The organism is Bacillus mycoides (assembly GCF_018742245.1).
Classification (GTDB): Bacteria; Bacillota; Bacilli; order Bacillales; family Bacillaceae_G; genus Bacillus_A; species Bacillus_A cereus_U.
In genome coordinates this window covers 1-13,404 of record NZ_CP036135.1, presented here as the reverse complement: position 1 = coordinate 13,404, position 13,404 = coordinate 1, and the positions used below count along the sequence as shown (strand labels likewise).

Genomic DNA, 13,404 nt, shown 5'->3' with positions numbered 1-13,404 from the left:
AATATCCCTCTAATAAATTTAGAGGGATATTTAATGCTATCCTGTGACAAAATAAAAACAACTTTCACAGTTACTTCCACTTTTTATATTTCGCACGACTTTGCTGCATATAGAATTTATAGTTTTTATTTTTTTTACTTATTGGTCTAATTCTATTTCGCAATCCTTCCTTTCCACCATATTTTAGATAGAAACGCTGTTCCATCCCCCTTGCCTCAAAATAATTTAAATTACGTCTTACACGTGTAAATTTCAGATCACGATGTACTGCTTTGTGTGCTAATTTTCTAGCAGCCGGATTAACGGTTCTTCCAACATATTTAACTTTTCCTGCACTATTTTTCAAAACATAAACCGTATGCCTTTTAGCCAAATGCTTAGCTGTTACACGCCCAGCATATCTCATAACATGAGGTGCAGCCATTCTCGCTCCATGTATAGCTATTGGAATTAAAAACTGAGCAAAATGGCCATCTGGATCTGTCATCATCGCCGGATTATTATCTGCATACGTATACCCATTCTGTGTAACAGGATCATCCTCATCACCCGGGTCTGGATCTGCTGAGATGAATACACCATGGTCTGAGGTATAGTAACGAGCCATTAAGTAATACATGCCAATTTCTTTATCATACATGTATCCTGCATAGCCAAATGGATTGTCTGCTGCAATTCCTTTTGCGTCACTCTTTAATACGTTCCCCCATGCGTCATATTCATAGTTTGCGACTATTTGACCCCTTTCATCTGTCATCGCTACTACATCACCACGGGAGCTGTAGTGGTAAAATAAGGTTTGCCCTTGGGATTTCATCGCGAGACGTGCACCGTCTATGGAGTACACATATTGACGAAGGACGTTACCATTTCCATCTGTTTCATATAATGGATTAATGCTGTCACCATCGTAGAAGTAACGTGTGACTGCACCGTTGACATTCTTTTCAATACGGCGTTTATCATCGTCGTACTTATATGTTGCGAACGGATTGCTTTCACCTTTTTTCGTTAAAGCGACAAGTTGGTCTGCTTCATTCCATGTGTATGTGAATTTGTCATCAGATGTTCGGTTTCCATTTGCGTCATAAGAAAGAGATTCGTTTCCGAACTTTACAAGCTGATTTCCTTCGTTAAATGTTGCGGTAATCGATTTTGTTTCTTTTCCATTCTCTGTTACTTTTACACTTGTACGGTTTCCAAATCCATCATACGTATAGTCTTTTACCGTTCCATTTGGTAAAGATTCTTTCAGTAACTGATTAATTGGGTCATATACGTAATTTGTTTCTGTTACTTTTCCACCCGTACCTTCATGTGTAATTTTCGTACGGTTGCCCGTTTTATCATACTGATATCGCTCTGATAACAGGATTTGATTCGGTGTTCCAATGACTAGGTCAGACAATTTTCCTATATGATCATAGTTAAATGTCGAACCTGTTCCATTCGCAGCTGTATACGTACGCACATGACCTGCTTCATCATAATCAAATCGGTACGTAGATGCACCATCTGTTACTTTAATGTTTTGATCCGCAGTATTGTAATCGTATGATACTTTATTGCTGTATCCACCATGCGTAAGGGTTTGTTCTCTTAATTTTTCTGATTTACTATTTGTTTTATCATGATACGCCCAGTCTACTTTTCCGCCTCGGCTATCTGTCATACTTGTAATACGATCTGCAGTATCGTATGTTTTTCCTCGTTCCATGCCATTGACATGGTCTTTCACTTTTGTTTCTTGCCCATTTGCGTCACGTTCGAACGTAAAAGCGTCTTTCCCGTTTCGTTTTTCACTTACCATACGATCTGCGGTATCGTAGCTCCATTCAATTGTTGCGCCGCTCGGCATTTTTGTTTTTGTCTTGTTTGCACTTGCATCGTATTCATGCTCAATACGACGATTTAATGCATCCATGAATAGTGTATTTTTATTATCTACGTCATATTCATATTTGTGCGTTTGTGTTTTTCCACCAAACATCACGGATTTTTCCGTTGTATTTCCATTATGATCGTAACTATACCCAACAGAAGTTCCATTTTTCAGTGTCACTTTTTTCAGCTGATTATCCTTGCTGTAATCGTATGCTTTGGTATTTCCTTTTTCATCTGTTTCACTTGTCTTATTTCCAGAAGTGTCATATGTGAAAGTATTTTTATTGCCCTCTTCATCGTATGTTGCGGTTACATTGCTATCTTTATCGTACTCATTTTTAACAAGGACATTACCTTCTAATAATCGTACATCATCAAACCATACTTTTCCTTTATTATTGTTTCTAAATAAAAGATACACTTGAATAAATTTAATTGGTTTTTTCGCCGGAATGAGTACGGCGCTACGGTTCCAATCATTTGTCCCACTTGGGAATTTTGCTTGATAATTTTCACCACTACCATCTTGATAATACACATCTGCCCAAACAGAATAATCTTTTGAAAGTTTATCAGGGGCATCATTTTCTACATTTTCAGATTTAGACATCCCCGTCAATGTTAAAGGTGCCGCTGTTTTCTGATTTAAAGTTACTCTTGTACTATAACCAACATTTGAGCCACCATATTGACTACGCTCTAATACAATAGATGATTCTCCTGTGAATCCTTCATGTGCTGTGTCTTTCTTATCACAACTTGTGCCATCTCCTCTAATCCATCCTGGAATACAATCATTTCCCATCATATTCTCTAGGCTACTGTTCGTAATAGGATTAAAACTAGAAGATGTTTCTCCTTTTTCAAGCTGCAATTTATCAAACCAAGCTGTACCACTTGTAGAAGCTCCACCGTTTTCTACTTGTAAGTAAATTCTTGCTTTTCTCGTTTGATCTGTTGTTTTAAAAGTAACTTGGCGATTTGTCCAATCCTTTTCACCTTGTAATTTATTATAGCGATTATCGTTCCAACCGCCACCATCAACAGCTGAACCATCTTCTTTCAATAACTGAACGTTAAAGAAGGCTCCAATCCCTGGTGATAATGCTGTCTTCAGCATACCACTCAATGTATACGTTGTATTTGGTTCCAACGTAACGTCTTGGATTGCGGCGATATAGCCCCAATCGTTGGTACTTGCTTTGGTTGTAATCTTTAGCGAAGATGCTCCGCCCAGACCGCCAGGTGCTGGAACAGTATCTTTTGATAAAGTACCTTGGTTATTATGAGCTACTTGTGTCCACTTTTCAATTGTATCCAGTTCAAAACTTGGATTTTGTAGGAGATTCTCTCCTGTTCCAATGTCTTTACTTGTTTCCGTTGGATTCCCATACTGATCGTGCTGTGTGACAGACGCGGTATGAGACGATTGATCCGTGACAGAAACCTCTGTATTTGCTGCCTTATAGGCAACTGTTGTTTTACGATCCTCGTTATCTGTTGCACTTACAACACCATTGTTTTGATTATACTCAAACTTCTCGGTTCCCATTGCATCCGTCGCAGATGTTACGTTTCCGTTGTTATCGTACGTAAAGGACTCCGTTTGATTTTTAGGTGTTGTTGTTTTTACTAGATTATTTGCGCTGTATTCATACGTTGTTGTTAAGTTAAGACGCCCAGCATCTACAATGGTTTTCACTGGATTACCAGCATCATTATAACTATAAATTGCCTTACGGCCTTTCGCATCCACCACAGACACTTCTTTTGCATCTGTATTGTATGATAATGTCGATGCTTTTCCTAACGGATCCGTTACGTTTACTAATCTATCATTCTCGTACGTGTAAATCGTTTGATATGGTTTTTCATCTGTATGCTTCGGATGGTTCTGGTGCAAGAAATCTAGTAAACTTGGACATACTGATACTACTAAACTAAAAAGGACGTGTATCGGTATGAAAAAACCAGTAGAATTCAAATGGAAACATTATCAGCCTGATATTATTTTATTAACCGTGAGATGGTACCTACGGTACAGCCTCAGTTTTCGTGATTTGGTGGAAATGATGGAAGAACGCGGACTATCTATTGCTCATACAACCATCATGCGTTGGGTACATCAATATGGACCTGAATTAGATGAACGAGTACGGCGTCATCTTCAGTCAACCAATGATTCCTGGAGAGTCGATGAAACCTATGTGAAAGTCAAAGGTCAATGGCTGTATCTGTATCGTGCCGTTGATTCAGAAGGGAATACCATTGATTTTTATCTAAGTGAATCAAGGGATAAACAAGCAGCCAAGCGCTTTTTTAAGAAAGCCTTGGCTTTTTCGCACGTTTCTAGGCCTCGTGTAATAACTGTAGACAAGAACCCAGCTTATCCCATCGCTATCCAAGAGTTAAAAGAAGAAAAGCAGATGCCTGAAGGCATCCAACTAAGACAAGTGAAATATCTCAACAATATCGTAGAGCAGGATCATCGCTTCATTAAAAAACGAATTCGCCCGATGCTTGGGTTAAAGTCCTTGCGAACTGCTAAACGAATTATTGCGGGGATAGAGGCTATGCACATGATCAAAAAAGGACAGACTCTCCAAAGGGAAAAGTCTGTCCAAAATCAAAAAGAATTTATTCATAAATTGTTTGGACTAGCTTCATAAGCTAGCAATTTAAAAGAAATTGACACTCTATGTTTCTATCGAGTATTTTTTGCACCAGAACCCAAATAATCCCCTCCTATACAATAAAACTACAATTCCTTAAACAATATTCTATCGTAAAATCCAATCATTTTATAAAGAACACACGCCTCTTAGAATAAATCGACGAAGCTCGCACGGTCTTTGCTGTATTTTATCGGGATAGAGGTATCTTAAATTATTTTTCAATACAATATTTTTTTAAAAATGATCCCCTTATAAAAATCATGATAATATTATAGAAAAGGAGGTTTACAATATGCAAAATTCAAAATGTGATAAATGTGGATCTACTAATCTTAAAGAAGGAAAAGTAGGATTCGGTTATCATGCGTATATTTATGAAAATATTCATAGTACAATCTTCAAAGGTGGGAAACGTTCTAAACTATTAACTACATTTTGTCTTGATTGCGGAGAAGTAATTTCCTTTAGGGTTGAAGAACCAAGTGTATTTAAAAAATAATATATAATTTATATAATGAAGGCACTCAAACAAAATAATGAGTGCCTTCATTATATAAAATTATTCATTTAAATAACATTTTTGCTCCTATGACAAGATTATGCAAAAGAACAAAGAGAGAAAAACCAAAAATTGTATATTTGATTTCTGGTTTAACATCTAATTTTAAGATTAATATAGATACACATATAATGATAAATGCGCTTAAAAAATACGTAATGTAAGATGGTAAAGACATATTAGAGTATTTTAAAATTACATATCCACATAAAGATAATATTAAGAAAAATACAATCATAAATGTAGTAACCTCCTAAATAAAAGAAAACAATGAATATACATTGTTTTCTTTTAAAATATTATTTTATCTACCCGAAATTTGTACAATATTTACTGGATTCCAGTTACTCAAATATATTTTTGTTCCTTTACTAGTCATTCTATAATCCACTTCATTTCCTACCCACCAAAGACCTGCTGAAATTAACCCAGCCGCTAGCGCAGCTGCCGCAGCCTGAGGTACACCCATAGCCGCTACATAACCAGTGATAACAGCAACACCCGCTGCACCTGCTGCCCATTTATTACAGTTGTATACAAATGTCTTTGATTCGGAGTTACTTAAATAAAAGTTCCAACCATAAAAATCACTATTCCATGTCCAACTAGGAAGAGTTGAATGATTTGAAGGAGCAACCGTTTCTAATGCCAATGAATTCGTATTTGCATTTACATTGACCTTCACGTTACCAGTTGCAACTGCTAGATTAATAGCTTCTACACCTTTTCTATACTGATTTAAATTTTCTTCAGTAGTTCCGAGTTGTTCCGCAGTTGCATTAAGTGCAATTGTACCATCTACATTCTTCACAAAATATTTCTCTGCTTTTTGTGCAATATCGTACATCTCTTGTTCATTGTTAAATTTAACTTCTGCACTTTTTTCGCTTTGAACCTCTTGAACAGAATTTGTTTTTTGTACTTGTTTTTCATTAACAGCCGCTAAAGACGGGGAAGCAGAAAGAACCAATAATGTCGATACAATAGTACCAGTTACAAATTTTTTACTTATCATCCGATTACCTCCTAGAAATATTTTACAAATACAAGAATATATTACCATGTTTTTCAATATTTGTATTATTTATTAATTTGATAAATAACACACCGAATATTCAGTTTATTAATCATCTAGATACAAACAATAATATTTACAATTAAAAAACTTTGCGAATCCGCCCCTCAAAAACATTCAATGTTAAATAATATAAAAAATACCAAATAGTATATACACCAAAAGGTATACCTTTTGAAGTAGGTAGACATCTATGAAAAACATTGCTTCAAAACATTAAAGACTCCATATTTGAAGTACTTCTATAAAATAAATACCTTTTGAAGCGGTTATGAAGCTCGTGAGAAAATACTTCTAGATAAACAAGCTAAAATAGTTCATGCACGAGAAGAAGGATTAGAAGAAGGTATTGAACAAGGGAAAATCCAATTAATTCGTGGTATGCATAAAAATGGAATGCCATTAGAAGATATTGCAAAATTCACTTGTCTCAGTACAGAAGAAATACGAAAATTACTATTATAATTATATATCATGTCAAAAGATTGTAAGCGAAAACAGGTTTCTTTTATTTGTTCTAGAAGAAGCATTTTTAATTTGTTGGGGCTAAAACAGTCTTCTAATAATATTTGCCCTTTTGTAATAAAAGTGCTTTTCAGAATGTATTTAGTAGCAATCTGGCTCTCATCAATACCATATGAGAAACGAGATATGATTCTTCACCTTTTACTTTGCCAAATCGCTTTATTAGAAGTTCTTTAGGTATTTTTGCAACATCCTTCAAGGAAAATAGTCCCATTCCATGCAACACCTCTTCAGTAGCCATTCCGATTCCCCATAACTTTTTAGAAACATCCTCGTATGTCCACATAGCAATCCTAGAGTTTGAATGTTTACTTTCCACGTCTAGAGCAATTTTTTAAAGAAACAAATCCGGTCCAATTCCAATAGATGCTGTTATGCCAGTTGTGTCATATATTTCTCTTTGAATCCTTTTAGCAATTATCATTGGATCTCACCCGAAAAGATGAGCCGTTTGTTGCATGTCTAGAAAGTACTCATCTATTGAGTAAACGTGTAGATCCTCTAATGCTACATACTTCGTGTAACTTTCTGTGATCTGATCTGAGATTGCAACATATCTTCTCATTGTTGCATTTACGACAATTATATTTGGATCTCTTGGTATTTCGTATAATCTGGTTGCTGTGTAAACCCCTAATTTTCCCATATCAAGAGTCGCAGCCAACACAATAAATCCATTTCGATTTAAGTCTCCAACAACAGCTAATTTTACTTTTAATGAAACTAATCCTCTTATGACACACGCACAACTAGCGAAATATGAACAAAGATCTATGCATAAAATCATTCGATTCATATATTTTGAGTAATCAAACATTGTTTCACCTCCAAAAAGAGAACGTTCGTTCTTGCTATGAACCTATTGTTTTGTGTTATACAACCATTTAGAAAATATTTTTTTATTATCATTATGGTACGTGAAATTATGTACATATATTTCTTCAATATTCGACCACTGAACAATATAGTATCTCTTAATTTATTAAACTCGTTTTCATTACTCCATAAATTAAAAAAAGCCTAAACCCTTGTGTACCAATGGGTTTAAGCTTTTAATTTTATAGGAATACCTTTTGCAACAAGTTGCCATTAGAATAGTGTATCAGCAACTTGTAGCTATTACTATGAATGCTACATTCTTCAAAATTATTACACATTTTTTTGATTTTCTTTATATTATTCTATGCTTTGTTTCAAATTATAATTCCATATTTATGAACAAAGGTTTAGTTTTATGGAATATTGTACAAGCTATAAGTACGATATTCTTTATTAGGAGGGATTCCTTATGTTTGGTCTAGGAAAAAAGAGAACTCCATTTGGTGACTATTTAGATCGTAGAGGAATTAAACAACAGTGGTTAGTACAAAAAACTGGATTAAGTAAATCATTAATAAGTGATTTAGCGAATAAAAAGGATCGTGTTCCCACTTTAACATCCGCAACTAAAATCATTAAAACACTAAGAAAATTTGATAACCGCATTGATTATCATGACTTTTGGGACATCAATATTTAAGACTCCTAGAATATGTGGTCCATCACGAACGTTCTCATAAATACATTTTGCTTTACAGCATATTGTTCTAATTTGGATTGCCGATAGTCTGATAATGTGAAAAAGATAATTACTGGAACAATAGCATTCTGTTTTTTATAGATATCTGTTATATGGCCATATAACTGTATTTTATGTTCGTTTGCCTTCATATGTTGCATACGATCTATTTCAACAAAATGGGGAACATTATCCTCAAAATACGTTGCGTCAGGAATAATCTGATACCGTTGACCATTGATTGAAAAATCGATAGGTCTTTCTGTTTTCCATTCTGGAAATCCAAGCCACATCCAGCTTTCGTTTCGCATTAATATGTGCTGTAATTGACTACTTTTCTTTACTTCTTTTGTAATGCCTAATAAATCCCGTCCCTTTTTATTTAAATAATATACATGTTCACGAGCCATTCTTGTAATGTGAAAATACGAGTGCATATCCTTTAATATACGATTTGCATTTCTAATACTCCCTAGACAGTGGATGGCTTGTAGTTGCCTCCTAGTTAAAAAATCTAACTTACCCAAAGTGGATAAAATCTCGATTTGTCTCGCTTTCTGTTTGAGTGTTTGATGCCTCATGTTGCTTCACCACCTTATATTGTTTTAGCAACTCCCACATATCTGTATCCTTTAAATAAGGTACCTGGATTTCCTCTGTACGATCTGTTTTAAACAATGCTCTTCCTGGAAGAGAAGGCAAATCCTCTAACCCTGATTCATCCAAAGCAACTTGGGAAGCAACAGCCGTTGGTAATCGAAAGCCTATTTTTGCATCAGCATTTTGTTTGATCTGTCTTGGCAATGTATCAGAGGTTGGATATTGCGTACAAAATATGAGCCGGAATCCTAAACCACCTCCGATTCTTGCGATTTCAGATAACATCTCTTGACACAAAAATAATACATCACGTTGTTTTTTAGGTAATCCTTGTGTAGGACAAAGATTTGCTCCTTCATCTACTATGATGAAGCAACGTTCTCTAATTGATGTGTCTATGATATTGGTAAAATAGGACTTCTTCATCATTTCAATCTGTTTTATCATCTTTTCGCGTACTCTCCCCAACATCTCTAACGCCCGTTCCGGGTTTTCAGCTACTTCTACAACTTGGGATAGATCTTTATAAGGATTAAATTCTAGCCCTTCTTTTAGATCAACAATAAAAAATTTCACGTGTTGAGATTGTTGTAAAATTAAACTTGTCATCACATTTTTTAAGAATACTGTCTTTCCAAAACGAGTCATTCCACTTACACACATATGAGGTGTTTTCTCAAAGTCATGATATACATATTTATCTAACGCTTTCCCCACCATAACGATCCATGTATGCTCTTTTAATAGATCCTTAGACCAATTCCACATTTCAGGTATTTGTTGGCTAAATACTCGAATATGAAGCTCTCTTTGGTGAAACGATATTTTAACAGGTTTATATAGGCCTTCTTCTAATACTTCAGCTAACTTTTGGATAAGTTGACTAGGTACACCAAGTGGTAACTTGTAAACATAATTCATACTTATATCATCTTTAATTTCTTTTATAAAAATGGGGTATTGTAATTCACCTTTATGTTGAACACATATCTTTGTAATTTCAAAAAACGTTGCAATTTTTTTCTTATCACTCATTCCGTTACTTTGATAAAAATAAGCTACAGTTATAAAGGTTGCTGGGATTAATAAAAGTGACAACATTCCCTCCATACCTCCTTAAGGTAGTTGAGCCTGTATGGAAGCTTAGAAAAAGTGGTTTAAGATGCGCTATTATAATCACCTTCAACTACCAGATGTAATACTAACGCAGAAACACATCTAGTATATCCATTAGAACGTACCAAACACTCCCAATCAACAAGCATTTAAGACCCGCACGTAGCAACCAACCTGGAAGATAAAGACCTTTCTTCTTCAGCAATTTTATTCCTAAAACTGAAGCTCCGGTCACGCCATATACAATCCCTAGCTCTCCAATGATTGTCATGTTTATCTCATCCTTTCGGTTTGATAGATAAATTGCCCTTCCGATCTCTATAAAGTTGATAATCATCCAATAGCTCATTCCATGACAATGCATGTTCTTCGCCGTATAACTCCTCTTCAATCTTTTGACTTAAATAATAGTAACCTCGGTATTGTTGGTCCAGGTATACTTCGTGACGTAACATATGCTCTTGTATAGCGCATATGTTTTCTTCATTCTTATTAGCTTTGTACATTTGATTCAATGTTCGAGAAGAATACAGATAAGGTGTACTATACAGCATTTGATATTGACTCATATGTCTTCACCATCCATATAGAATTCTAGATACACTAAATACATATGATAATGATACGGATTTTCGAATTTGTCCCTAAAAAAATACGTCATTCCAAAATTGGAAAGACGTTCGACAAAAATCTTAAATTCTTTGAAACTGTGCTAATAACAAGAAAAGCACTCTTTCTTCACGCCGTCTCGTAAGCAGAAAAAGAGTGGTTTTTGTAAAAATAAATGATAATTGATAGCCACCACCTGACGGTAGTAGTTATCAAAAGAGGAGCACATGTTGGTAACATGCTGCTCTCTTTTTTTATTGTATGATTTTTTTAAGTGGTTCGAAAATAAAATTAAAAATTGTAAATTAATCTTTTCAGTCATTTTAGTAACAATGTAATTGAAGAGTAGTTAATAAAATCTAATATAAATATATATCTTATATATATATTAAAAATATAAAGATAAAACTTATATAGGACTGGCAAATGTACGTATATCCTTACTCTAACAAAGCCTCTTAACATTTCATAGCGTAAAAAATCATAAAAAGTAGAATTTAACAATGGAAAATTAGGTATTATTATGGTTTAAAATCTACAAATAATCATAAATCGAATTTAGTATTCCTACATAAAAAATGAAACAATTTAATACATTATTAAACATATTTATTCGATCGTAAAATTTCATATGAATTCAATGAATTTCCACAATCTTATTGTAGTTACCCACAAAAGATTCACATTATATGTTATTTAATCAACATAATCCTAATTTCGCACATAACTCACATTAATATTGATGATTTTTGATAGATGAAGGCATATAAGCCATTTATATCAATGATAATGGCACTAAATTATTCACATTATGTGTTATTTATCTACTTATCCACGAAATTTAATTTTTTTCTTATGATTTCTTGTAGATATTTGAATGTATATAGACAGCTTATAACATGTTTTTATGGAAGTATGTGTGGAAATATAGATAGGTACTATACTATTTTTGTATATGATTGCATAAAAAAAGACTCTATTTTGAATAGAATCGAGTAAAGTTACTTAATGTGAAGAATGAGTAAAATTCTTTTAAATAAACGTATCAACACGAATAGCCCTCTATCTTGAATTTTTTTCAAAAATAGAGAGCTGATTATGATTAGTTCGTTTTCATTGCTGTCAGTACTTGCTCAGCCGTTGTTACTGGGATACCAGCGCGTATTAACTGTTCAAAGGCACGCATAAATGTAATTAAATTAAAGTTATCTGGTACTTCAATAACGCGAAGCTTTTCTTTCGGTAATCTATCTATCTTCTCAATGAACAATTCCCGAACATCACTAGGAATAGAGCGTTCTTTATATCCTCTTACCTTTAAGAGTTCACGTATTTCTATTTCTAAAGCCATATAAGCGTTTAGGTTTGTACCTTGTTCATAAGCGTACTTTCTAAACAACGTTTCTTCTTGATACTTTAGATAGTTGCGGTGATAAGATTCCTCTGTAACTGGTACAGCAAATTTGTAATTTAGTAATTCATACGTTTTGCGGAACAACTTTTTGATGTTTCTTAGAGAGTACATAGAGAAATGTAATCCGAAATCAAATACAGCTTGTTCTTTTTGTTCTTTTGGAACATGTTGTGTAATCAGAGGATAAATACCCTCTTTAGCTGCGGTATCAAGAATTTGATATTGTGATGTTTGATTTAATAATTTTTTCAGTGTATATACTAATTTGCTTGGATACTCTTCATTACGATCTATCATGTCACGTAAGCTATGAATTACGCTTCGAATTTGTCGATGGCATGTATATTTAAGTACATGGATAAACTTGTTCATGTCTTGTGTAAATTCACCAATATTCATTTCTTGTAGTACGGATTCGATAAAACGAGCTTTACGAGCATAAGTAAGCTTTGGTGTGAATGGATCGCGATACTGTACTTCTCCTGTTTCTTTTGCACATAAGAAATCCGTATGTAAGGATAGGTATAGAGTCGTATATCTTTTTTTATTCTTAACCCCTTTTTGTAATTTACAAATTTTGAATAGTGGAGTCCCTGTACATGGTAATGCAGTTGTTAATTCTGTCATAACTGCGCGAATTTGATGTGGATATTTTTTATGTAAAAAGCGGTACATCCCACCAAAATGAGTTTTATTCCCTTTTTCATCTTGTTTGTCTAAGGAACGTTTTAGTGTAGTTTCACTGTGCTGTTGCATAGCAATATCTAAGAATAGCTTCTTAGATGCAACTGATAGCTCAAAGAAAGCTTTCGTAAATACCACCGGGCTAATATAAACATATGCATTCGCCTTTTCAGTTTCTTCATTCATAAAATGAGTTAATTTAATTGTAGATCGACCATCTAATTCATTTTCAATCGTAATAATGTTATGTATACTTAATTTCTTTAATGCAATATAGAATTGAGAATGCTGTATGTAAGCAAATTCTTCTTTATATAGTTTGTAATCTTCCCACATCATATGTATTGTTACATTTGGAATGACTCCATTCGTGTAACATTTTTTATGTAGATATAAGAAGACTTCCAAATCTGCGTTTGTAAGGCCATATAATTTATGCTTTCTTCCCATTGTTTCCGAAATAGCAGATAGTGTACGACGTGAAAAAGATGGTTTAGCCTGTGCTACGAAGCCATCCACATCGGCAATACGCTCCTCATATGTCATATGATCAACAATATCCTCAAGGTATGTATCTTTATAGCTGTAGTATTTCTCTTCGAAAGTTTCAACAAGTTTTTGCCAAGATTTCAGTGTTACTAAAACTGCATTTGTAGATTGTCCACTTAGACTACGTTGATTACGAATAATAAATGATTTTCCCAT

Annotated in this window: 10 protein-coding genes and 3 pseudogenes; 4 read left to right on the top strand and 9 right to left on the bottom strand. The window is 34.1% G+C overall.

Going from position 1 to position 13,404, the window contains the following annotated elements:
- Positions 1-70: 70 nt before the first annotated feature.
- Positions 71-3,784: pseudogene (locus tag EXW56_RS26775) on the bottom strand (RHS repeat domain-containing protein); the annotation flags it as partial.
- A 61-nt stretch (positions 3,785-3,845) separates the two neighbouring features.
- Here EXW56_RS26775 and EXW56_RS26770 point away from each other — a divergent pair.
- Both EXW56_RS26770 and EXW56_RS26765 read left to right on the top strand, forming a co-directional pair.
- Positions 3,846-4,553 (top strand): IS6 family transposase, encoded by a 708-nt coding sequence (locus tag EXW56_RS26770; protein ID WP_215558690.1) that lies wholly within the window; start codon positions 3,846-3,848, stop codon positions 4,551-4,553.
- A 298-nt stretch (positions 4,554-4,851) separates the two neighbouring features.
- The gene (locus EXW56_RS26765) at positions 4,852-5,058 is read left to right on the top strand and encodes a hypothetical protein (RefSeq protein ID WP_215558689.1); all 207 of its coding nucleotides are present in this window, start codon (positions 4,852-4,854) and stop codon (positions 5,056-5,058) included.
- A 364-nt stretch (positions 5,059-5,422) separates the two neighbouring features.
- On the opposite strand, the gene EXW56_RS26760 is transcribed toward EXW56_RS26765, so the two are convergent.
- The gene (locus EXW56_RS26760; RefSeq protein WP_215558688.1) at positions 5,423-6,133 is read right to left on the bottom strand and encodes a hypothetical protein; all 711 of its coding nucleotides are present in this window, start codon (positions 6,131-6,133) and stop codon (positions 5,423-5,425) included.
- 324 nt (positions 6,134-6,457) lie between these two features.
- On the opposite strand from EXW56_RS26760, the pseudogene EXW56_RS27795 reads away from it, so the two are divergent.
- A pseudogene (locus EXW56_RS27795) lies at positions 6,458-6,658 on the top strand (Rpn family recombination-promoting nuclease/putative transposase); the annotation flags it as partial.
- 130 nt (positions 6,659-6,788) lie between these two features.
- Here EXW56_RS27795 and EXW56_RS28160 read toward each other — a convergent pair.
- Positions 6,789-6,959, bottom strand: a complete 171-nt coding sequence (locus EXW56_RS28160) for a hypothetical protein (RefSeq protein ID WP_252188366.1) — start codon at positions 6,957-6,959, stop codon at positions 6,789-6,791.
- 93 nt (positions 6,960-7,052) lie between these two features.
- A pseudogene (locus EXW56_RS28155) lies at positions 7,053-7,505 on the bottom strand (damage repair protein).
- Between the two features lie 501 nt (positions 7,506-8,006).
- On the opposite strand from EXW56_RS28155, the gene EXW56_RS26750 reads away from it, so the two are divergent.
- On the top strand, positions 8,007-8,237 hold the full coding sequence (locus tag EXW56_RS26750) for a helix-turn-helix domain-containing protein (protein WP_000467332.1): 231 nt from the start codon (positions 8,007-8,009) through the stop codon (positions 8,235-8,237).
- 5 nt (positions 8,238-8,242) lie between these two features.
- Here the strand turns inward: EXW56_RS26750 and EXW56_RS26745 are convergent, their stop codons facing one another.
- The 5 genes from EXW56_RS26745 to EXW56_RS26725 all read right to left on the bottom strand — a co-directional run.
- A complete protein-coding gene (locus tag EXW56_RS26745; RefSeq protein WP_215558687.1) occupies positions 8,243-8,857 on the bottom strand; it encodes a replication-relaxation family protein in 615 nt (204 codons plus the stop codon).
- Positions 8,796-9,977 carry an FtsK/SpoIIIE domain-containing protein gene (locus tag EXW56_RS26740; RefSeq protein ID WP_215558686.1) on the bottom strand — a complete coding sequence of 394 codons (1,182 nt, stop codon included), beginning with the start codon at positions 9,975-9,977 and terminating at the stop codon, positions 8,796-8,798. Before EXW56_RS26740 ends, EXW56_RS26745 begins: the two co-directional genes overlap by 62 nt.
- A 100-nt stretch (positions 9,978-10,077) precedes the next feature.
- Positions 10,078-10,263 carry a hypothetical protein gene (locus tag EXW56_RS26735; RefSeq protein WP_002107213.1) on the bottom strand — a complete coding sequence of 62 codons (186 nt, stop codon included), beginning with the start codon at positions 10,261-10,263 and terminating at the stop codon, positions 10,078-10,080.
- A gap of 7 nt (positions 10,264-10,270) precedes the next feature.
- Complete coding sequence (locus EXW56_RS26730) at positions 10,271-10,561, bottom strand: phage protein (RefSeq protein WP_033717025.1); 291 nt, start codon at positions 10,559-10,561, stop codon at positions 10,271-10,273.
- 1,142 nt (positions 10,562-11,703) lie between these two features.
- On the bottom strand, positions 11,704-13,404 hold a 1,701-nt coding region (locus EXW56_RS26725), incomplete at its 5' end, for a hypothetical protein (RefSeq protein WP_215558685.1).